Annotated in this window: 17 protein-coding genes and 1 pseudogene; 3 read left to right on the top strand and 15 right to left on the bottom strand. The window is 44.0% G+C overall.

Annotation, left to right across the window (positions count from 1 at the left end; genetic code table 11):
• Positions 1–563: 563 nt before the first annotated feature.
• Positions 564–1100, top strand: a complete 537-nt coding sequence (locus FU659_RS26485) for a sigma-70 family RNA polymerase sigma factor (RefSeq protein ID WP_147950319.1) — start codon at positions 564–566, stop codon at positions 1098–1100.
• A gap of 14 nt (positions 1101–1114) precedes the next feature.
• A complete protein-coding gene (locus FU659_RS26480) occupies positions 1115–2086 on the top strand; it encodes a DUF4179 domain-containing protein (protein ID WP_147950318.1) in 972 nt (323 codons plus the stop codon).
• A 55-nt stretch (positions 2087–2141) separates the two neighbouring features.
• On the opposite strand, the gene FU659_RS26475 is transcribed toward FU659_RS26480, so the two are convergent.
• The 7 genes and pseudogenes from FU659_RS26475 to FU659_RS36525 form a co-directional block, all read right to left on the bottom strand.
• Positions 2142–2411 carry a hypothetical protein gene (locus tag FU659_RS26475; RefSeq protein WP_222708650.1) on the bottom strand — a complete coding sequence of 90 codons (270 nt, stop codon included), beginning with the start codon at positions 2409–2411 and terminating at the stop codon, positions 2142–2144.
• A gap of 606 nt (positions 2412–3017) precedes the next feature.
• Positions 3018–3326, bottom strand: a complete 309-nt coding sequence (locus FU659_RS35835) for a hypothetical protein (RefSeq protein ID WP_187274414.1) — start codon at positions 3324–3326, stop codon at positions 3018–3020.
• Positions 3327–3538: 212 nt separating this feature from the next.
• Complete coding sequence (locus FU659_RS26460; protein WP_187274413.1) at positions 3539–7228, bottom strand: S-layer homology domain-containing protein; 3690 nt, start codon at positions 7226–7228, stop codon at positions 3539–3541.
• Complete coding sequence (locus FU659_RS26455; protein WP_222708649.1) at positions 7176–10391, bottom strand: X2-like carbohydrate binding domain-containing protein; 3216 nt, start codon at positions 10389–10391, stop codon at positions 7176–7178. Before FU659_RS26455 ends, FU659_RS26460 begins: the two co-directional genes overlap by 53 nt.
• Entirely contained in the window at positions 10346–11191 is an 846-nt protein-coding gene (locus FU659_RS26450; RefSeq protein WP_147950315.1) for a hypothetical protein, read from the bottom strand. The genes FU659_RS26455 and FU659_RS26450 overlap by 46 nt, the downstream gene beginning before the upstream one ends.
• A 1579-nt stretch (positions 11192–12770) precedes the next feature.
• Positions 12771–14510, bottom strand: coding sequence for an ABC-F family ATP-binding cassette domain-containing protein (locus FU659_RS26445; protein WP_147950314.1), 1740 nt, complete (start codon positions 14508–14510; stop codon positions 12771–12773).
• A 307-nt stretch (positions 14511–14817) separates the two neighbouring features.
• Positions 14818–14907 (bottom strand): annotated as a pseudogene (locus FU659_RS36525) (helix-turn-helix transcriptional regulator); the annotation flags it as partial.
• Between the two features lie 342 nt (positions 14908–15249).
• Here FU659_RS36525 and FU659_RS26435 point away from each other — a divergent pair.
• Positions 15250–16167: a tRNA dihydrouridine synthase gene (locus tag FU659_RS26435; protein ID WP_261808068.1), complete on the top strand. Its 918-nt coding sequence runs from the start codon at positions 15250–15252 to the stop codon at positions 16165–16167.
• Between the two features lie 324 nt (positions 16168–16491).
• Here FU659_RS26435 and groL read toward each other — a convergent pair whose 3' ends face one another.
• The 8 genes from groL to FU659_RS26395 all read right to left on the bottom strand — a co-directional run bounded on the left by groL (position 16492) and on the right by FU659_RS26395 (position 23265).
• Complete coding sequence (gene groL / locus FU659_RS26430) at positions 16492–18120, bottom strand: chaperonin GroEL (RefSeq protein ID WP_147950312.1); 1629 nt, start codon at positions 18118–18120, stop codon at positions 16492–16494.
• A 96-nt stretch (positions 18121–18216) separates the two neighbouring features.
• Positions 18217–18498, bottom strand: coding sequence for a co-chaperone GroES (groES, locus tag FU659_RS26425; RefSeq protein ID WP_028553854.1), 282 nt, complete (start codon positions 18496–18498; stop codon positions 18217–18219).
• Between the two features lie 228 nt (positions 18499–18726).
• Positions 18727–19485 carry a twin-arginine translocase subunit TatC gene (gene tatC, locus FU659_RS26420; RefSeq protein WP_147950311.1) on the bottom strand — a complete coding sequence of 253 codons (759 nt, stop codon included), beginning with the start codon at positions 19483–19485 and terminating at the stop codon, positions 18727–18729.
• A 73-nt stretch (positions 19486–19558) separates the two neighbouring features.
• Entirely contained in the window at positions 19559–20335 is a 777-nt protein-coding gene (locus tag FU659_RS38425; protein WP_147950310.1) for a twin-arginine translocase TatA/TatE family subunit, read from the bottom strand.
• A 170-nt stretch (positions 20336–20505) separates the two neighbouring features.
• Positions 20506–21501, bottom strand: coding sequence for a molybdopterin-binding protein (locus FU659_RS26410; protein WP_147950309.1), 996 nt, complete (start codon positions 21499–21501; stop codon positions 20506–20508).
• Positions 21502–21515: 14 nt separating this feature from the next.
• Positions 21516–22007 (bottom strand): molybdopterin adenylyltransferase, encoded by a 492-nt coding sequence (mog, locus tag FU659_RS26405; RefSeq protein WP_147950308.1) that lies wholly within the window; start codon positions 22005–22007, stop codon positions 21516–21518.
• A 123-nt stretch (positions 22008–22130) separates the two neighbouring features.
• Positions 22131–22619: a cyclic pyranopterin monophosphate synthase MoaC gene (moaC, locus tag FU659_RS26400; RefSeq protein WP_147950320.1), complete on the bottom strand. Its 489-nt coding sequence runs from the start codon at positions 22617–22619 to the stop codon at positions 22131–22133.
• A 1-nt stretch (position 22620) separates the two neighbouring features.
• The gene (locus FU659_RS26395; RefSeq protein ID WP_147950307.1) at positions 22621–23265 is read right to left on the bottom strand and encodes a 5-formyltetrahydrofolate cyclo-ligase; all 645 of its coding nucleotides are present in this window, start codon (positions 23263–23265) and stop codon (positions 22621–22623) included.
• Positions 23266–23327: the final 62 nt, after the last annotated feature.

The raw sequence follows: 23327 nt of genomic DNA, 5'->3' as shown, positions 1-23327 counted from the left end.
GAATATTCGAAATTTGAATGCTTTATGATGCAACATGGCGAACACGACCTCCTTTCGTCTTGGCATATACATCTATTATAGCACATATGTTCGCTACATGGCATGGTTTGTACCCGTTTCCTAGATATGTTTCGGATCGTTGACGTGGCAAAAGCCACGCCCTATCCGAAATTTTCTAACTCACGACTGAAGTCACGAGTTTGCGAAAGCTGTTCATCAATTGTTTAATGGAGCCTCAGTAGATAATTATAAAGTAACGATCAAAATTGAAAATGCGGACACCGGGGTTGTATTTAATACCATAGTTTATCCGGATGCCTTAAAAAAGATGAAACAGTAACAGTTCAGATATTTTCAGTCTCATAAAAAGCTGTTCAAATAAAAATGCCCTCCATCCATCTTCAGGAAAGAGGGCATTTTGATATTCACAAGCGCTTGCGAATTTGAAAATCATATTTATTAGGAAGATAGATTTCCGCTTTTTTTCTTTTGGTGATAGATTTTTCATTTTCTTTTCGACTTATAGAGTAGAATGATCAGAATCACTGAGAGGAGGGGTGCATTTGAACATCACGGAGAACAATGTTGTCCAACATTTACAGAATAAGAATGAAAAAGCAATTTCTTTTATTATCGATCAATATGGGGGCTTGCTTACTGCGATTATTAAACGTCACGTAAATTTCCAGCATGAAGATTACGAGGAATGCCTAGACGATGTGTTGTTAGCGATATGGAATAATATTCATGACTTCAATCCTGAGAAAAATGTATTCAAGCAATGGATTGCAGCAATAGCAAAGTATAAGGGAATTGATTACCAAAGAAAACAAATTATTTTACGCAACAAGCAGTTATCCGTATCTGAAATTGATGATTCCATGCTGCGAGCAGACCGACCAACAGTAAGTAAGGTGGATGAACTCCTAGAGGAGCTATCAGCAAGTGAACGTGAAATTTTCGTTAAATACTATCTAGCAGGCACACCTTCAAACGAGATTGCAAAAGAATATAACGCCAAGGAATCTTGGGTACATAATAAGCTTTCCAGAGGAAGAAAAAAGCTTAAAAAAATGTGGATGAAAGAACATGGCGTTTAAGGAGGCGTGTAACGATGTCGATCTACAAAGAACTCAATGATGTTAACATTAATTTAAGCGAATATATGGAAGATGAACTCACAAGCGTGCAAATAAGGAAATGGAATAGTCGTGTCATAAAAAAAATAAGAAAAACGAAGCAAAGCCGTAGTATGAAATACGCAGGAGCAGCCTCAATCGTTATTCTAGCTATAAGTATCGCGATAAGTTCAGATCAGGTATCATTTGCGAAAATCCCCCTGGTTGGAGGCGTGATTGAAAAGGCTCTTGAAAGGGCTGGATTTCGTGTGCAAGCTGATTTTACTCCATACAAGACAAAGCTTGATAGCACAGTTGAAAATGAATACGGCAAACTTACATTGGGAGAGGTGATGATCGATGGCGATCAATTATTAATCAACACAAATTATATACCAGCAGATGAAAATAATCTTGACCTTGATCCAACCCCGTATCCGAAGGAAATAAGGATGAATGGAAAGGATCTCGGATTAACTCCGGTAATGACTGGTGGTTTTCGTTCATTCATGGATAGATCCTTGATCATATACACGGTAGAAATTAAAGAAATTCCTATTGGCAAAAGCATTCATTTTCACATCTCATTCAACTACGGAGATAGGCAAAAGACAATTGATCATCCATGGGTGTTTGATTTTAATGTACCTACGCAACAACTGGAGAAAGATAGCAAAACGATTAAAATCGATCAGGTCATGAAGTATGACGACGAACATTCCGTTCTTATTAAGAGTATGATTGCGACACCCATCTCAACCACGGTTCATTATCAGGCGGAAGCAGGATTTATTCCCCAGCTGGAAACAGCATCTGGCGTTGAAATAAAAAGCGTTAGCAGGCTCTCCGCATCCACCATGAAATCAGAATCTTGGATCCGCTATTCCCCATTGGACTTGAAGTCGGAGAAATATTATTTTGTGCCTCCGAAGGGGTCAGATAGCCCTCGGATACTGATTAATCCCTAGTATAGTATTCATACATCATCTGCTCCATTTTATAAAATCCGCCGAGGGGATTTCTTTATGAAAGAAAACTTATCATTTGTTGAACAAGAAAAACTTCAAGCAATACTACAACAACACATAACACTGCAAAGAAAGTAATTTTCGTTTGACCAAATTTATCTTTCCAATAGCGGCCACGGAATAGTGAAATTAAATCTGGCGTAAGCGAGTATTTAACAGATTCTTTAAAATCATCGTCATCGGTAAAGAAAACACGAAAAAGGAGTCTGTAAACCGGAATATTAACGACTAGTAATATAAGAACCAAAATTGCTTGACTATTCATCCATGCTCCACCTCACTTTTTTGAAGTACCATTACTTTATAGTGTATAGACCTCAGATTTACCCACGTATCACTTCTTGCTGGGGCCAGCGTTCCTTTTGAGGATATCATGGACCGGACGGGTCATAAGGATAATGATACAACATCTGCACATCACCAAGACAAAGAAAAAAGAGGCCTCTCATAAGATTGGTAAACTCATGAAAAACCTCTTATTAAAAAGATGAGGCCAGAACGAGGTCATTTCCCTCATTCTGGCCTACGAGCTTTGATGTATAAAGGCTAAGTAGCCCTTCTTACATCATGCCGCCCGTGAGACATGATGAGTTTCATGTGTTTTTTGCGTCTTTTCTTATGCATTCAATCGGAGATTTCTCAAAAATCAGTCCACTATATCCAAGTAAATATGATATGTTCGCAGAGTCCGTGGTCAAAATGTGGTCAAGTGGTGGTCATCATATTACGAAACTTCTATAGTAAGCATATGTGTCGTATGCGGGAACTATTATGACAACGATTTTGTATTTGCAAAAACTGCAAAGAATATAGGCTATCCCGAATTTATTAAAACGATTCAAACCCGTATGAGAAGGATTCTAAAGCTCGCTCACCTTAATGAGAGCCTGACTCCTGTACCTCCACCGCTTCCACTACCAGAACCTCCAAGCAATCCCCCGGCTCCTTTGCCAATCAAACTGCCCAATCCGCCACCTAACATATTAAGCATGCCGCCAGTACCCCCGAGCATACCCAGCATACCGCCCAATCCTCCTAAGCCAGCTATTTGCGCTTTAGCCTTCGCTGAGTTCCTGGATAGCTTCTTCACACCTTCGAAGCCTTCTAGAATGACTTGATTACCCTTTATTCCTCTTATTACGCCAACGTAATAGCTGCCATCCTTCAGTACTGTGCACACCGGCGCTCCTATACTGGCCTGGACTTGAGCTGTGATGGGGGCTGCCGGAGTTGGATAGGGTACGCTAAGCTCTATGTATACCCCACAGGTTTGGACTATACATTTGCGTATATATCCGCTTGTTCACAGCATTAATCTATGAACAAAACATGATTTTATACTTTCTGATATATAAAGAAAGACCGCCAAGCAGCTTGGCGGTCTGGAGTGAATCAGTTGATAAATTGTAGCGATTGAAGCATACGCTTCAGGACTACGGTAGCTTGTGCACGCGTTGCAGGCTCATTCGCCCCGAAGGCGTTGTCCGACACTCCTTGAATGAGACCGGCTGCCAGCGCTTGCGAGACGGCTGCCTTCGACCAGTCACCGATATCCGAACGGTCGGCGAACCGATTCAATACAGTGTTGTCGGCCTGGATTTCCTTGCCGCCGACTTTAAGCGCTCTAACAATCATAGTAACCATTTGTTCACGAGTAATGTTCTCGTTTGGCTTAAAAGTACTGTTTTCATAACCCGTGATCACTCCTGCATTGTACGCCGTGCCTACAACTCCGGCAAACCAGTCATTCGGTTGTACATCACGGAATCCATCCGCCTTCTCTTCAACCAATCCAAGTGAACGAACCACTAAGGCCGCAAACTCGGCACGTGTAATGTTGACCTCCGGCGCAAATTGCTGATCGGTTTTACCATTTACGATCCATTTATTCGCCAACAATTCTACATCCGCTTTTGCCCAATGCCCTTGCATATCTGCAAACGATTTATCGGATTGGATGACAGTGTAAATGCTGTTGTGCAGCGAACGAATCGTAATCTCAACAGAACCGTTCTTCGTTGAAAATAGTGCTGGTACGAAATGCATCTGGTTGTTCGAATCAACCCAGACCGCTGTTAGCTTACTCGGATCTACCGTTGTCCCCAAGCTAATTGTACGATTGACATATACACCGCCAAAGTCACTGATTTCTTTACCGTTGACCGTGATCGTAAATTCGATTGGGTTCGGAATCACTTGCTTCGCGTTCAAGTTTTTCGCCGCAGCATTTACATCGTCTCCGGCTTTACCGGATACTTTAGAAATCGTGACGCTTACAGTTGAATCCTTTGGAATATCTTTAAGCACACTTACTGGTAACTCATAAGAAGCACCATTCGATTGAATCTGAATAACCGTGTTGCTTTGCTTGCTGAGCGCATTCAGGATTGCATTGCTTGGCAGTTCCACGTTAACCGCGGAGTCGCTTCCCTTCACATCGATCATGACAATCGGATTTGCCGCTGCTTTCTCGAGCTTATCCGCATTCACGGTGACTTTCGTTACTGTCTTTCCATCGGTCGTTGTTTCTTTCGTTACTTTTGCGTCTTTTTCAAGATCGATGGTACCCGGATTACCGGTTGCCGGTGGCGGCGTGTTGCCGGTAGGTGGCGTGTTGCCGGTAGGTGGCGTGTTGCCGGTAGGTGGAGCTGGAGGATCATACGATTCTTCATCTCTTGTTTTGACCGTAATCGTGGCTTCCGCCTTAATAGAAGTACCCGCAACGGTTCCTTGGACTTTAAAGATGCCTACCGATGCATATTGGGATGCGGCGATGTTGTTCCAAGTCACAACAAGCTGTTGAGTCGTTTTGTTGCTGTAAACCGCGGTTACAACCGTCGGCAGAATTGGTGCTGTTCCTGGTATTGTCGTGATGTTGATCTGTGTAATGCTTTCAATTACAGGCACGGGTATTTCCACTGTTGTAACTGTAATGTTGGCCAAAGCCTTATAGGTACTGCCGGTAACGGTTCCTTGTACGGTAAAGCTTCCTGCAACTGCATATTGGGATGAACTGAAGACGTCCCATACGACAGCTAACTTTTGGGTAGTGTTGTTGCTGTAAACCGCGGTTACAACCGTCGGCATAACTGGTGCTGTTCCCGCCTGTGTAGTTATGCTTTCAGGTGTAATGCTTACAATTGCGGGTGGGATTTCCACTGCTGTAACCGTAATCGCACATTCTTTGACGATTGTACCAACCGTTGCGGTTATAGTAGCATTGCCTACCGTTACACCTGTAACAAGACCATTTTGATCAACGGTTGCAACGGTATTGTTGCTTGAACTCCATGTTACTGTTTTGTTTGCAGCATTATCAGGCGATACGGTTGCTACAAGCTGCTCGGATGCGCCTTTGTTGATGGTCAGGCTGCTCTTGTTTAGTGTTAATGAGTCTGGCAGGACTTGCGCATCTACCAGTAAGGACGGTGCCGAAATCATAAACTTGCGAGAATACGGGTCTGTCCCCTTCGATCTTACGGCGACTTTGGACACATCGGTCATGTTGCTCGGTAAAGTATAGCTTGTTGTGCCTGCCGGTAAGTCAGCAAGTACCGTTGTACCATTGTAAACCGTAAAGCCTTCGCTAGCAGGATTGGCATCCCATCTTACAATTTTAGCTGAACCGCTGGTTTCAACCTTTAGATTCTGCGGAGAAGTCGGCGCATTAAACACTTGAACTTGTGTAAGGCGCGGAGGCCCTGTAAGATCCGTGCCTGTATTGCCGCCGGATGCGTTCTCTACCGTTACTTTGATATATCTGGAATGATAGGTCTTACCCAGGTCTATCGGGTACGAACTATCTGCTGAATCCGCACCGCCGTTATTGTTGCCTGTCGCATACGTATAACCTTGGTCTGTCTTTTTATCCACTTGTGTAAATGTCATGGCGTCAAAATCAGCTGCCGATGTATGGTTTCCGAAATCATTGGACACATAGACGGTTGCACCTTTTAACCTAGTGGATTGCGCGAACAGTCTCATTTGGCTAAAATCCATTGCCTGGCCAAGATCGATGACGAAGCTGCCTTTTCTCGCTCCGTCGGTACCCAGCCATGAATAATTTCCAATTTGGCTCAGACTGGTAACGTTGGTTACATTCCACTTGGTCAGGTCTTGCAGTACGCCGTTCGTCAGCTTGTTTGCATTGCCGTACGCATTAGCCCCGGCAGATTGCAGTTGGATCGTGTTGGCACCTGTTGTAGGGCCTACGTTATACGCTTTTTTATTCAGTGCAAGGTTTACAGCTGACACACCTGATGCCACCTTGCTTATGGTGATGTCGGAAAGTTTAACCTCCGCGTCATATGCAGAGTTTGTGCCGCCATTGGAGCTGCGGTAAATGCCCCATTTCGGACGCTCATATTGATCGAAAGTAGCTGGAAACTCGGTCTCAAAGTTGCCAGTTCTTTCAGGTCTTCTCCATAAGTCTTTAACCCCGTCGGTTGCTCCCGAGTTAGTAAACACTTGATACACATCCGGGCTGTCATAAGTGTATACCTTACCGGTTACTGTATCCGTTATCTTAATGGTGAGCCAGCCGGCATCAGAAATCAGCGCGTTAAACTCCACCTTGATCCAGTGACCATCGATTTCTGTTAACGGAATTGTCAAAAGGGTCTTATCGCCGTCAGACCGGTTATGATTCACCACAAGGTTCCTGGAAGTCGTTCCGGAAATCGACATACCGATGATATATGCGCTGTTTTCACTGCCGGCGTTGCCGCCCTCTAATGTATTGGCGGCTTGGGCATTCACAGCCTTCAACTGGAAGATATGCCTGAAGTTTGACTGATTCCACTGGGTGCCATCAGGAATATTCCAGAGCCAATTATAGGAAACCAAGTCACCTTCATGTGCGACAAAATCACCGTTTGAATCTTCGCTTGGGCGAATTTCAACTCTTTGTCTGTCATTGATCGCTGCGCCGTCAACAACATAGCCTACATTTTTGTCAAAAACACCCTTGTGGCCGTACTCGCCGTCGCGAACCTTATCCGCAAATTCATTATTCACACCTCTACCGTATTCAAACACCTTGAACACATTTTTTGCAGGTGCTGTCCCAAACGCTCTTGACATGGTCGTCGGCCGCAGTCGCCCGAGGCTGATCACCGTAAAACTCGTGGTAAGCGTCTCTTATCCTCTTGGTCACGCCTTCTACCGGTTCGTCGGTACCCATTGCACCGCCCAGAACGTTATAAGGAGATACGCCTTCAATTGCGTTCATCTTGATGGTCTTGTCATTCATGCCATAACCGCGGGCTGTTACGTCCAATGCATATATGGATGGGTCGCCGTTGTTGAAATTAAACGTAAATTCATTTGTGCCGAGTGGCAGCTTGGCAAGGTATGGTAGTGTAAATGTAACCGTATTGCCTGATAACGAGTAATCAATCGTCGGACGAAGCGTAGCGACGCCTTTCGTTATGCTCGTAAGCGTCTGCCCGTTAGCAAGGCTTATTTGCGTAGATTTAGGTGAGATCTGATCCCATGTACTGTAGGTATCCTTAGCTGGTACCAGTGCAGTCGCGTTAGATATCGGTTCTTTGCCGTAAATAACCAGGCCGGATATCCCCATCATCGAGTTGTTATCATTCGTACGCTTATCGCGAGGGCCAACCAGTACCGTGTTTACCATCACATACCGGGCTGTAAACGGGTACAGGAATGTCTTGTTATCGTAGCCCCATCGTTGTCCGTTGTAGGTTGCATAAGAGAACAAACCTTCCGTTTCCGTACCGCCGGCGAGTGTCCAGCCATGCGCCTTCCAGTCGTAATTGTCCGCCGAATCGGAAGCCGTGGGTGCACTTGCCCAAGAATTAGGATCATTGGAGTAATATACCTCAAATCTTGTCGCGTTGCTTTGGATATTTGGAATTGTGTTAGGTATTTCAAGGTACAGTTTATCAATCGTTTTTGGCGTGCCTAAATCAAGGCTTAATGCCAGTGAAGAAGGCGAATAGTTGCTCATATATACATTTGGGCTTGAATTGCGCCAATAACCCCTACCACCCGTTGACAATGCGTCTACCCCTGGATGACCCGAAGCTTCCGAGCTTGCCTTGAGATTCACGCCTGCTTGCGGTGTAAATCGGGAAGGGTCCAACAGGTTAACAGAACCTGTTGCTGTCGGAATATCCGCTGCAGCCATGACTGTAACCATGCTAGTTTTGCTCAAGCTTCCAATTTTTGCGGTTATCACAGCCGTACCTGCACTTATACCGGTAACAAGACCATTTTGATCAACTGTTGCAACGGTATTATTGCTTGAATTCCAAGTTACCGTCTTATTTGGCGTTTCGTCAGGCGATACTTCGGCTTGAAGAGCCTCTGTTTTGCCAACCGCAAGGTTGAAACTGTTCTTGTTGAGGGATAATGAACTTGCCAGAATTAAATTTTCCGGGGAAATAAAGTTTATCTTATACGTCGTATTAGCAAGAACTCCTAAAGGATCAGATACCGTAACATTGACAGGGTTGTACCGATAGTCACTCGGATACACAATTTTGACATCCATTCCAGGTGCAACTGCTTCTACGTTAGGCAATGTTAATGCACTGCTGGAAAGGGTATGTGTATAGCTGGTTTGACTTGGTTTGAAGTCAGTTAAGCTTGTTCCGTCTAATTTCAGGTCTTCAAGTGTGGCCCTTGATCCGGAAGGTTCTCCGAAGGCTCTGAATACGTTAGATTTTATTGAGCCAGCAGTATCCGATAGTGTTACATCTGATACAAGCAGTAAATATTGAGCTGCAACCGGTTCGGCCAAAGTGCGATCAGCCTTTTCGCTATTAATGAGAGCTGTCGTTTTCCCCACACCAGGAATTGGAATCCATGAAGCTCCATTTGCAGTCTGAAGCGGTTTTCTCGTTGCAGTCGAAGTATCAGAGAGGGCACCGCCCTCTACAAGTTCATTATATGCGGCTGCATTATTTGTAGAGTACACTTGGTAATTTTTCAAAAAGCTGCTATTACTATTCCATTCAATTTGAATTTTGCTAACATCTATTTTCTTTTCCAGTTTAATAGCCGCCCAGTATTGATAACCAGATTGATTAGCAGGTGTTTTGGTTAGAGAGCTGTTAGCCTGCCAGGAGGTGGCTGAATCGTTATCAATAAATAAGTTACTGGTGCCGCCGCTTTGAGAGACAACCTTTATTGCAGCCCCCGGAGCTACCGCCCAGTTTTTATAATCTGAAAGGTTAACATCAATATAAGGCTTAATGTCCTTGGTGTTCGTAATACCCGGGCCGCTAAATGCTCCATAAATCTTAGATGTGCCAATGCTGTCTGGCTTGTAACCGGCCGAGCTCCATGTTACGTTCACCTTTTCTGTTTTACCCGTACTCATGGTTACATCAAGCTGTGAAGGCAATCCTAAGCTACTAAACGCCGTACCTTTAGAAGCCGTAATTTCTTTCGGCCTTGCCCATGCTACAACATCCTTAGATTGTACATTGGGATTCCAGCCATTAGGGAAAATATAGCTGTTACCATCCCTTTTGACTAAGTGTACATCAGCTATATACATGGTTGCAGCTTGGAATTCATCTGCATAGGCCGCATCTCCCGGGCCATTATATATCCCTCGGTAAAGGCCCCATTTGGAACGGTTTTGCTGACCCGGTTCAACAGGCAAGTCGACTCTATCATTTCTGCCGGTAATCGGATCTTTCGCTTGAGGGCGTCTGTATGTTTGGGCTGTCATACCGTCATCGAAAAGCACCTCGCCTGTTTCCAGGTTGACAACCTTACCGTAAATATAACCGTTATCGGCTGTTAAAATCGTTACATTAATATCAAGCCAACGGTCAACGACCTTGTCAAATGGAATCGTGAACAATGGCTTTACTCTGTCCGCATAGTCAGCATCAGGATTGTTCCTGAATTCCAGTTGGCCTTTGCCTCCGCTTGAAACCAGCGTAAGGGTGGCCAACGGCTGGCCGTTTGCGTTGCCCGCTGCATCTTTCAATTGGAATATGTGCCAAAACCTGTGGGGATCAATAAAATCACCAGCTTTGTGATTCGCCGTATCGGTCTGAAACTTCAACGTTTCCGACGGGAGCATAAGCCTCCAGTGGTGGGTCATAATCTCGCCGCCCACGCTATTCGCATCAATATTGCTTGCGCTGGTGTTAGTTTTAATCTCCAGCCTCTGGCGGTCGCTGTTCACTGCGCCGCGATCACCGTCGTCCCGGCTCACGCCACCTGGGGCAACAAAAGGCAAAAATTCATGATAACGCAAAATGTCGGAGTTGAGTTTATCGCTGCCTGGAATATTGGCAATTCCGTATTTTGTAAGCGATTGCGAATCATTTTGCCTATGGTCTGCAAATACATGTTATCTCCCAGCCAGGATTCAGGAACTGTAGAAGCCACAGGGTAGTCTCCTGAACGCTCATAGACAGAGTCCGTCCATGCCTTTCCACTGTAAGATGAGGGGGTGCCCGGGCCTTCTATGGAACCCGTACCACTTCCACTACCAATTTTAGATGCGCCAATTACATCCCATGCGGATTCGCCCGCCTGAATATTGAGTGGCGAATATTTGTCGTTAGGTCCCATAGGGCCTGCTAATGGAGGCACAGTACTATCTACAGTAACCGTAATGGTATATTTTCGGCTGTTACTGCTACTATTCTTATCGGTCACTTTCAAATAATACAAAGTGGTTCCGTTTGATGAAAATTGGTCCATTTTGGCATCGCCTTTGTTAATGCCGCTAGTAGCAAAAGAGATAGTCGTTGTTTCGTTGCTTCTGTATAGTGTCGCTGAAGCACCCGGGTTTGTTGTTACATTCAGCATTTGGTATAAGGTGCCGTAAGGCAATGATATATGAATGGTTGCAAGACCAAGATCAACTACTGCTTTTACTTGCTTGTTCACTTCTATATCCAATATACCTAAGTTATCTCCAGGTGCTGCATGAACCGTTGATGCTGGAAAAACGGGTAGGTTAATAAGCAGCGAAAGTACAAGTACTAATGAAAGAACTGAGCTTAATACCCTTTTTAGAGCTTGTTGCTTAAACATCTTAAAAAACATTTTCAATCCTCCTTAGAGTAAGTCGCTGATATCGAGAATATACTTGACTTTTTGAAATAGACACAATAGTGATTTACCAATGATTGCGTTACCAACCAATGTTTCATCATCTCGCCCATGGAGGCGCGCCCGGTTTCTCCAATTCCTAGCATAATTGGTGGCGCTTTCAAATTGTTTCTAGGTCATCTCCTTCCTACCAATGGTTTCAACATTATATTATTTTAAAGCACAAGATCCATTCCGCGCATGGAAAAATTTATGATGGAGGTTGCTTTTTTTATCATTTCCTGTCGAAATGGTGGGTTTCCCCACACAGCGATAACAAAATAAGCTGCCCAGGGAATATCCCTTGACAGCCTATGTTGAGCATATTTGCGGCAACGATGGGTGGAATGCCCATATCTGCAGCGGATAAACCTACGCGGATTCGCGCTGTATTGATAACACCGTTCGATTTTCCTTTCCATACCAATTAACACCGATATCGTTTGGAATCAGATTTAGATATGTCACCGTTTTCACTGTGCCTCCTCCTATCGTTTCACCTCCTCATCATGAAACCTCCAGTGTTGGCATGTCACAAAAACAATGAAAAAAGAGGCCTCGCATAAGTTTGAAAAACTCATGGAAAACCTCTAATTTCAGAAGCAACAAGATCAGAATGAGGCCAAACTAGACCTCATTCACTCGCAAGCCCTTATAAATTAAGGGATTTTTGAGCTTACTACATCATACCGCCCATGATATTAGGTGAGTTTTATGTTTATTTTAGGTCATATCATAGGTTTTCTATCCGAATCCCCTTAAAAATCAGTCCTATATTTCCAAATCAATATGATGTGTTTACAGTGTTCGTGGTCAAAATGTGGTCATGGAATTATCCGATCATATATTTCGTATGCGGGAACATATTAACCTAGAGTTTGAGCAACTCAAGTTATTCAAAAGACTGTATTGTAGATCTACATTTCTAGCTCCAACCAAGCCACACACTCAACATGTGTGGAGTAGACAGTATGAACAAATCCTATTATGATGTGCCCTCACAATTTCAGCTTGATCACGGTTTTTAGGTTATTGTACTTTATTTCTATTATAGTGAATCCTTAATTGAAGATCTTTAATTTCATGATCTTTTAATGCCATGAATTTTCTTCCTAAGTATTCATCACCAAAAGCCGTTTCCGTTACTTATGGTAAAGTTCTCCGCGCTAGGTGAAACGGCAAGTTTTAAGCCATCCCGTTTAGGATGGCCCTCTCATTGATCTCGCATCTCTTTGCAAAAAGAAAAAGTGAATGGATTACTCCAATTGCGCTTTTGCTTACTTTAATATTCTCCTTTAATCACAAAAAACGAACCCCTAATGGTTCCCGCTATTCGTGACCTTCTATCCATCAGTGTGCTTTTTTATAGATACTTTTCCACCAACATCATGTTTCATCGTTGAACTCGGACTAATTCACTTTAGCAATATTCGCTGTAACTGACTTCACTTTCTAGTTGGATGGTTCCGGAGTAGCCGTAATTCCCAGTACAATAAATTGATTCTTGTAATCATTTCAATCAGAGGGTTGTAATTTAAAGCAACTTAATCAGCTCTTCTAGCTCATCAACCAATACTTTTGCAAGTTCAAAATCAGTATCTTTTAAAGCCAATTCTATTTTCATCTCAACTGATTTTTTATTTTGTTCCGTTTCTAAATAGTCTCTGTCAAAATGACTAGCATAAATCATCTGTCTAAATTTTCGCATACTCATTTTTCTAATCGTCTTATCATCAATAATTAACACATAATCCATACCATTTACAACAGAATAGAAATCATGAGAAATCATGAGAATCGCACCTTTATAGTCTTCAATGGCTTTCTCCAGTGCTATTTGTGTATAGATATCTAAATGGCTTGTCGGTTCATCAAGTAGCAATACGTTTGCTTTACTGGCAGAAACTTTAGCCAATTGAAGCATATTTTTTTCTCCACCAGATAAAGATTCTATCTTTTGATTAACGATTTCTCCTTCAAAGCCATAGTTAGAAATATACGATCTAACCTCATCATACGTTTTAAACCCAGCATCGATGAATTCTTCTAGTATTGTATTAGAATCTTTTAGCACTTCGCCTTGATTCTGAGATAAATAAGCCACTTTCACATCAGCATTTATTTCAATTGAATCATGATTATTTTTAAAGATATCTCGGAGTAAAGTCGTTTTCCCGGTACCGTTTGAACCAATAATGGCTACTTTATCCGTAGATTTTATCTCAAAGTTTACATTGTCTAAAAGCAACTCATCAAAGGCAACACGATAATTATTAACATTTACAACAATGGTGTCTTCAATTTCATTATCAATACCGAAATTGATAGTCGGTTGCTTAATTTCAACAAATGGCGCTTTAATTCTACGCGCTTCCAGTCTCTCTTGAAACCTAACTCTAGCTTTTAACGCTCTACCTCTAGATGCTTCTGAATTATACGTTGCGATAGCTCTAAGATTATCAATAATGTTATCGTATCTCTCAATTTCTTCTTGTTCAGCGACTGCGATTTCTTGCAACTCAATTTTTGTCTGAAGTAATGAGAAATTATACTCAATATACCGCCCATCAAACTCTTGGATCTCCATGTTTTCAAGGTGTATAATTTTGTTGAAACAATGATTCAAGAGATATCGGTTGTGCGTAACGACTAGCAGCATTCCTTTGTGAGAATTAATAAGATTTTTAAGCGCATTTAGGTTTTCAAAGTCTAAAAATACATCTGGTTCGTCCATAATGATTAAGTCTGGACTACTCAGCATTTCCTTCATCACTTGAATAAGTTTGAATTCCCCGCCACTCAGGTCGGATACCCTAAGATCTTTTAGCTTCATGAGGTTTGCTAGATTTAGTTTCTTATTGATGTTGCTTTCAAAATCATCCCCACCGATTGAATCCAATGCGTCTAACGCTAATTGATACTTTTCTAATAACGAATCCATATCCGATGATGTTTCCATTTCAGTACAAATAGATGTTATCTCATTTTGTATCTTAATAAATTCTTCCCCTATATATTCAAAAACTGTTGTTTCTTTCGTTTTGTCTAGTTGTGAGAATTGACTTACATGCCCAATTTTGCAAGTCGGGTCTATTTCTAACATGCCCTCGAACAAATATCTTTCTGGATCCATCAGTATATCGATCAGTGTGCTTTTCCCACTGCCACTTGTTCCTATAAAAGCGCAATGTTGTGCCTCTTCAAGCGTAAATGAAATGTTTTTATATAGTTCTTTTTGCGGAAATGAGAAGGATAAGTTTTCAACTTTTATCATAGTATTACCTTTCTTTATAACTAAAATAGTGACTATTATTAGATGTATTGCAAAACATAGATGTTGAGTTTACCGTTGTTAGAGTAACACTGTTTACAATTAACTTCAATTCATTTGTATCCCATGCCTTGAGGGTCAAAGTTCCATGGTACCTCCTCAACTGTCCTCATAAAAGCGCCGGAATGAACTCGACTTTGATCTCTGCCGGTTGTAAATGTACCTTATTCATCTTATCTCGCTCCTTGATCAAATAATGATAAGGCGAGATTACCTCCTGACGAATAGCCAAAGGAATAGGTCGGAGAGCTTTTTGGTAGGCTGCAGGGGTGAGCTGAAAAGCCTTGTTGAATGCTCGTGTAAACGCCTCTTGTGATGAGAATCCATACTTTACGGCAACCATTCATGTATTGAAGGATTATTCCCACAATGCTTCTGTACCTCTTCAAAACAGATATACCTTATCATTATAACGAAAATGGGGCAGAACGAACATGAACTTCATACAAATTCAACAACATCAAGTTGGATGTGTGATGGGTGACAGACACCAAATATGTGTCTGTCGCTCACACAATTGATTCTGTGCATCAAACGAAAAAAAATGATATTATGTACGATGGGTAAAGGACTTTGCTATAGCTTATATCGTTTTTTATATGTTGCAACAGGAGGAGATAATATCAGTAACGAACAAAATTTTTGGCTTGATTTACCAAAGCCGTTTTTTATATTAGCTCCAATGGAAGATGTCACAGATGTTGTATTTCGTCACGTCATTAGTGAAGCTGCAAAACCCGACGTATTTTTCACAGAATTCACAAATACAGAAAGTTATTGTCACCCTGTAGGAAAAGACAGTTTACGTGGTCGATTAACGTTCACAGAAGATGAACAACCGATTGTCGCTCATATTTGGGGCAATAAACCTGCATTTTTTGAACAGATGAGTATTGATATGAAAAAACTTGGTTTTCGTGGTATCGATTTGAACATGGGATGCCCAGTACAAAACGTCGCATCCAATGGAAAAGGTGCTGGATTAATACAACATCCTGAAGTTGCAGCAGATATTATTCAAGCAGCAAAAGCAGGTGGATTGCCGGTTAGTGTTAAAACAAGATTGGGTTACCATGATATTAACGAGTGGCGCGATTGGTTAGGACATATATTGAAACAAGATATTGCGAATCTTTCCATTCACCTTCGTACAAAAAAAGAGATGAGTAAAGTAGATGCACACTGGGAACTAATCCCTGAAATAAAAAAATTACGCGATGAAATTGCTCCAAATACGTTGTTAACCATTAATGGAGATATTTCTGACCGCGCAACAGGATTAAAATTAGTAGAACAATACGGCGTTGATGGTGTCATGATTGGCCGCGGCATTTTCACCAATCCATTTGCTTTTGAAAAAGAACCTAAAGAACATAGCGCGAAGGAGTTTCTCAATTTACTTCTTTTACATTTGGATCTTCACGATAAGTATTCAAAAGAAACCCTGCCACGTTCATTTAAACCACTTCTTCGCTTTCTCAAAATCTATGTTCGTGGATTTAGAGGCGCAGGAGAACTAAGAAACCAATTAATGGATACCACGTCAACAGATGAAGTACGTCGCTTAGTAAAACCTGTTTTAGATCAAGAATTAGATTGAATCATACCCACCTGTGCATGATTAAAAAGACTTGCTGTTAGAACAAGTCTTTTAAGGAATTATAGTTTTATTCTAAATAGAACTCCAGTTCCGATAACTTGATTATCAAAAATAATGAGAGACCTCCCAAAAGTTCAATGAACTCTTGAAAGGTCTCTTATTTTTGCACTATGTGGTCAAGCAGCGTTTCCTCTCAAGGAAACCCTTGATGCTACAGACTTCTCAGCCTGATTACCGCATGGAGCGCTATTCTGCTCCATCGGCGATGAAATCTACCGCTTATGCGCGGTCGCTCATCATCGAATTACTTCGATAATGATTTCATCACATCATGCCGCCCATTCCACCCATGCCGCCCATATCAGGCATGCCTGGTTTGTCTTTTTCCGGTTTGTCAGCGATAACCGCTTCCGTAGTCAAGAACATAGCCGCTACGGATGCTGCGTTTTGCAGCGCGGAGCGTGTTACTTTAGCAGGGTCAACGATACCCGCTTCGAACATGTTCACCCATTGGCCTGTTGCTGCGTTGTAGCCGATGCCTACTTTTTCGTTCTTGAGGCGCTCAACGATTACGGAGCCTTCTTGACCAGCGTTAGCTGCGATTGTGCGAACTGGCTCTTCTAGGGAGCGCAGGATGATGTTAACGCCTGTTTGCTCGTCGCCAACAGCTACTACTTTAGCTACTGCGTTGTATACGTTCACGAGGGCAGTACCACCACCGGAAACGATACCTTCTTCAACAGCTGCGCGAGTTGCGTTCAGAGCATCTTCAATGCGAAGTTTGCGCTCTTTCAGCTCAGTTTCAGTTGCTGCGCCAACTTTGATAACAGCTACGCCGCCAGAAAGTTTAGCCAAACGCTCTTGCAATTTTTCTTTATCGAAATCGGAAGTTGTTTCTTCCAATTGTGCGCGAATTTGTGTAACGCGTGCAGCAATGTCTTTCTTGTCGCCAGCACCATCAACAATGATGGTGTTTTCTTTTGTAACGCGGATTTGACGCGCGCTACCCAGTTGTTCAGGACGCGTGGATTTCAGATCCAATCCAAGCTCTTCTGTAATCACTTGGCCACCAGTTAAAGCAGCGATATCGCCCAGCATAGCTTTACGACGGTCGCCGAAACCTGGAGCTTTAACAGCTACGCAAGTGAATGTGCCACGAAGTCTGTTTACAACTAGAGTTGCTTGTGCTTCGCCTTCAACATCTTCAGCAATGATCAGAAGTTGTTTACCGGATTGAACCACTTTTTCAAGAACAGGCAAGATTTCTTGGATGTTCGAGATTTTTTTGTCAGTGATCAGGATGTAAGGATTGTCAAGGACAGCTTCCATTTTATCCGTGTCAGTGATCATGTATGGGGACGTGTAACCACGGTCGAATTGCATGCCTTCTACAACTTCAAGCTCAGTAAGGAATCCTTTGGATTCTTCAACAGTGATAACACCGTCTTTTCCTACTTTTTCCATAGCTTCAGCAATCAATTGGCCAACTTCATCATCAGCAGCGGAGATAGCAGCTACTTGTGCGATGGATTGTTTGCCTTCGATTGGTTTCGCGATAGCTTGCAGCTCTTCAACAGCCGCTCTAACAGCTTTCTCGATACCTTTGCGGATAACCATTGGGTTAGCGCCAGCAGTTACGTTTTTCAGACCTTCGCGAATCATCGCTTGAGCCAGAACAGTTGCTGTAGTTGTACCATCACCAGCTACATCGTTGGTTTTAGTAGCAACTTCTTTAACCAATTGAGCTCCCATGTTTTCGAAAGCATCTTCAAGCTCGATTTCTTTCGCGATCGTTACACCGTCATTCGTGATCAACGGGCTGCCGAATTTTTTCTCAAGTACAACGTTACGGCCTTTAGGACCGAGGGTTACTTTAACAGCGTTAGCTAGAGCGTCTACCCCACGAAGCATCGCGCGGCGAGCGTCTTCACTGAATTTAATTTCTTTTGCCATGAATAGGAAACCTCCTCTAATTTAGAACATGTACATAGTAAGTAGGGAAAACGGATAAAACTAAGTATATGTGACGTCGATCTATATCCTGCTAAATTAGGCTAATACAGCGAGAATGTCGCTTTCGCGCAAGATCAACAGTTCGCGGCCTTCGTATTTCACTTCAGTTCCAGCGTATTTGGAGAAAATGATGCGGTCGCCTTCGCTTACTTCAAGCGGAACACGTACGCCATCTTTCAACGCGCCAGCGCCAACGGCTACAACTTTACCTTCTTGCGGTTTTTCTTTAGCTGTATCTGGCAGCACGATGCCGCTTGCTGTTGTCTCCTCTTTCGCAACGGCTTCAATGATTACTCGATCACCTAACGGTCTGATCATGGAAAAATAGCCTCCTTTAGGAATGGTTTGTTTTGTGTGATTCGCATTATTAGCACTCGAATGTGTTTAGTGCTAACAACACTTCTTATGATACTCATTCTTCCTGTAATTTGCAAGTCCTTTTACACAATTTACAATCTTTTTGGCACCCCCCTCATTCTACCCAAATGAAAAACAAATATTCGGTAAAGCCAAAGAAAAACAGCCTGCACCTATGCAGACTGTTTTTTATTTGGCGCCGAACTCTTTCTCCCATTCTGCATCCTTCATTAGCTGTTTACGGTAGATAAATCCTGACAAAAACACACTAACTTCATATAAAACAATAAGCGGCACCGAAACCAGTATCGCTGAAATGGCGTCGGGAGGCGTAATTACGGTTGCCAGAATAACCATTAGCATATAAGCATATCTTCTGAACTTATGGAGCCGTTTCGGATTGAGAAGCCTGATTTTCGTAAGAAACATCACCACAATCGGCATCTCAAAAACAAGGGCAAGAGGCAGAATGATATTGAACATAAATGTAAAATATTGCGCCGCACCATACAATTCCGTAATTTCTAGACTCTTGCTAATGGATGAGGTGAAGTAGAAAGCCATCGGAAAAACAACCCAGTAACCGAAGGATAGACCCAATAAAAAAAGGACAAATGCGGCAGGGATATAAATGATAGAGGCCTTCTGCTCAACCTCGCGTAAACCCGGTTTAACAAAAGCCCATATATGATAGAGGATAACCGGCAAGGTAATAAGGATTCCTACGGCCAATCCAAAATTCATATACAGTCGCAAGGCATCCCAAGGCGAAAAGACATTCCAACCAATTCCGCTGGCTGGCGGAATATTTTTGAGATAACGGATGATCGGCTTGGCACAAATAAGCCCGCCTACCATGCCTATGACCAACACGACCAATATCCAAAGTATTCGTTTGCGAAGCTCGCCAAGGTGCTCGACGAGTGACATTTCTTCGTTTGTCGTCATAATTCACCAACCTGATCCCTTGATTCGATGCTAAGTAACATCCGAGTTCTTATTTCATTGAAAATATGGCGGCTTAGTCCGGAAGACGCCTTGTCTGGCCAGCTGAAGCAGCAGACATGTCGGCGGAAGCAGCCGGTTTGGAAACCGATACCACCGGAGTAGCTCTGTCTGTTGCAGCTGAAAATGTACTGGCTGCAGCATCCGCTGCTGCCGTTGCTTCCAAGTAGACTTCGCCTGAAGAGGTAACGAACTTGACCGCCGCCTTGCTCTTAGCAGCGGGCACGCCTTGATGTGCTGCAACTAAGACTTCAGCCGCGGCTGTGTTCGCCTCATTTGAAGTCGCAGATAATTCTGCAGTCCCCACTTTACCCACAGATTCAGCATCTACTGAAGTGACGGATCCGCCTACCCCAGCAGACACGAACTCAACTGCAGAAGGAAGCGTAGAATTTGCAGGAACTAGCGGCTTTGCTGCATATGTCGGAGCATCTGCCAACTGCTCATGCGTTGATTTGTCTGCTGTGGCTTTTGCAGCTGCAGGCTGCTCAGGCGTTGATTTGTCCGCTGTGGCTTTTGCAGCTGCAGGCTGCTCAGGCGTTGATTTGTCCGCTGTGGCTTTTGCAGCTGCCGGCTGCTCAGGCGTCGTCTTTTCCGCTGTAGCTTGCGCATCTGTGGCTTGTGCAGCAGGCGCTTGCGGTTCATCGTTGAGCAAAGCATGTGCGCCTTTCTTAAAATCCCGCAGCGTACGACCAAGAATACGGCCGATTTCCGGGAGCTTCTGCGGCCCGAAGAGCACGAGCGCGACTACCGCAATCAATAAGAGCTCGGTGAACCCGATATTTTGAAACATTCACTTCATCTCCAACTCTGAGCAACTGCATCTCCCCTCTACGTTGCATACGAACAACGGGGAGAGAAGAAAACAGCCATTTTCACATCATCGTTGTAAAGGAAACAACAATATCGTTTAAAAATGGCTTTTGAAGCTGTCTCAGTCGCTTTTTATTAACCTTGCACCGTCTAACACTGATAGAAACCGCCATAACCCATCTCCGTGATGTCGCTGCGAACGATTTCCTCCCCTGCGCAAATGCGCGGCAGCAGGACATCGAATGACGTGTACGGGTCGTGCATAACGCAGCCCGGCAGTCCCATAATCGGCACATCGCCTAGGTAAGCGATCATGAGCATGGAGCCCGGCAGCATCGGCGTGCCGTAGCTGACGATACGGGCGCCGGCCTGCTTGATCGCGCCGGGCGTGCGGTCATCGGGGTCCACGGACATCCCGCCCGTGACCAGAATCAGATCCACACCCTGCGCAAGCAGCGCGTGGATCTCTCCAACAATCGCTTCGCCGTCATCCAACACGTAGCGTTGATCCACAACCTCGGAGCCGAGCTCCGCGACCTTCTCCTTCACCACTGGGCCGAATTTGTCCTTGATTCGGCCCTTAAACACCTCGCTGCCCGTCGTAATCACGCCGACGCGCAGCTTCCGAAACGGCTTCACCTCCAGTAAGGTGAAGCCCTCATCCTTACGAGCAGCCGCTAGGCGCTCGACCGCTTCAACGCGAGCTTCGTCAACGATCAGCGGGATGACCCGCGTTCCGATAAGCGAAGCGCCGGGCTGAACCACTACATTAGTGCGAATCGTCGACAGCACGACCTCATCGATCTCATTCACACGATCGATGAATATCTTGTCCACCTTCGCCAAACCGTGAATCGTTGACTTCACGTTCACTTTGCCCTCATGCGGCTCCGTGAGTGAGACGTTATTTCCAGCAACAGCCTGTGCCATGCGCAGCGCTGCCTCATCCTCATGCAAATATCCTGGCTGCAGCTCCATCACGTATATATGCTCTTTACCAATGCTAAGCAAAGCAGGAATGTCAGCCTCAGTCACTTGATGTCCTTTGCGGAACAAGCGCCCTTTGAACTCTCCGGGCAAGATCTGCGTAAGATCATGCGGCAAAATCATGCCAATTGCATCCTCTACCTTCACTTCTCGAAGCATAGATTCGTGCCTGCTCACCCATGGTCACCTTCTTTGCCTGTGAGAATACCAAGAGCATGCGGAAGCTGATTAATAATCGCCATTAAATTCTCTTGTACTCCCTTTGGACTGCCAGGCAAATTAATAATCAACGTGCGCCCGCGGATACCGGATACGGCTCGCGACAGCATGGCTTTTGGCGTTTTTTGCATGGAAATCATCCGCATAGCCTCAGCAAATCCTGGCGCAACCCGATCAATAACATTAAGCGTGGCTTCCGGAGTCACATCTCTCGGAGCTAGTCCTGTACCGCCGGTAGTAAGAATAAGATCTGCCTGATAATAATCGGTCATTTCTATTAATGAAGCCATAATTTCATCCATCTCGTCCGGAACGACCCGATACTCGATGATCTCGCCTTGAATCTCCTCTTCGATCAGCTCGCGGATTACCTGAGCGCTGGTGTCTTCTCGTTCTCCTCGGTAACCGCGGTCACTGGCTGTCAAAATCGCAACTTTCCAGTGCATCCTTTGTCACCTCTCCCTTGTTAACTGAATGAGATAACCCCACTAAACAGAGTGGTCGCCAACTTTCATTGATGTGTTGCATCTTAGCCGCTGTGTATGTTGTGTGATTCAGACGCTTCACTGTCAACTATCTTGTCTGTGAAAATCCCCGTTCTTACCGCCTGTTTTGAGAACAAGCAAAGTGGAGCTAATGATCATATCTTTTTCTACTGCTTTGCACATGTCGTAGACGGTTAGCGCTGCTGCAGATACAGCTGTTAAAGCTTCCATCTCAACGCCTGTCGGACCTGTCGTCCGTACAGTTGCTTCTATGTATAGTTCATTGTTGCCATTGTCAGCAAACTGAATATCAATTCCCGTAAGAGCAATCGGGTGACACATGGGAATCCAGTCTGACGTTTTTTTGGCTGCCATAATGCCGGCCACTTGGGCTACGGCAAGAACATCGCCTTTTTTCATCTTGCCCATCTTAATTAAGCCGAGTGTCTCACTGCTCATGAGTAAGGTAGAACGCGCTGTAGCTGTGCGCTTCGTCTGCGTTTTATCTGAAATGTCTACCATTCGTGCTCGTCCCTGTTCATTAAAATGAGTCAATGGGGAGGAATCGCTCAGGTCACTCACCTCTGTCTACAATTGTGTTTCTGAAAACCACTTTACTCTCTGTAACGATACCGTCCACCCGAAAATCATGCCAGGATGAAGGGACAGCAGGGATCAATTGCTTATCAAAAGCAGCCGCAACCGCTAGGGGCCTCTTCAGCCCGCGCGCAGCAAATAACTGCATGAAGCGATCGTAAAATCCGCCCCCATAGCCCAGTCTGCCAAAATCCATATCAAAAGCAAGTCCAGGTACTAAAATCATCGAAATGGTGGACAAATCGGACTCTATAGGCACATGATTACGCGGTTCTCTTATGCCCCAAGCTCCGCTCTCCAAATCTTCATAGCCAGAAACAATATGCAAATGCATGGTTTTCGTATCCGCTACAACCTTTGGCACAAGCACCCGAATCCCCTTCTCCCAGCACCATTCCATAAGTGGAGCGACGTCTGGTTCAGAACGAAACGGCATGTAACTCATAAGTGTCGGTGGTATGGAATTGTCCGCTTGACCTGGATCAAGCAGCTTTTCAGAGCAAAGGCTCGTCATTCTATCGTGAATGCGCTGCTCGTTCTCTTGGCGTTCTGCAGCCAAAAGGGAGGAACGTTTCTGTTCCATTTCTTTGCGTAGCTCGATTTTCCGCTCTCGGATGTTCATTGTTGCTTCTTCAGCCCTTCCCTAACGAGGAGTGGTTTCCCCCATTTTAACATAAACAAGGA

It is taken from the genome of Paenibacillus sp. N3.4 (assembly GCF_008017805.1).
In the GTDB taxonomy this organism is placed as follows: domain Bacteria; phylum Bacillota; class Bacilli; order Paenibacillales; family NBRC-103111; genus Paenibacillus_E.
The sequence above is the reverse complement of the archived record's forward strand: the minus strand, read 5'-3'. Positions and strand labels throughout refer to the sequence as shown.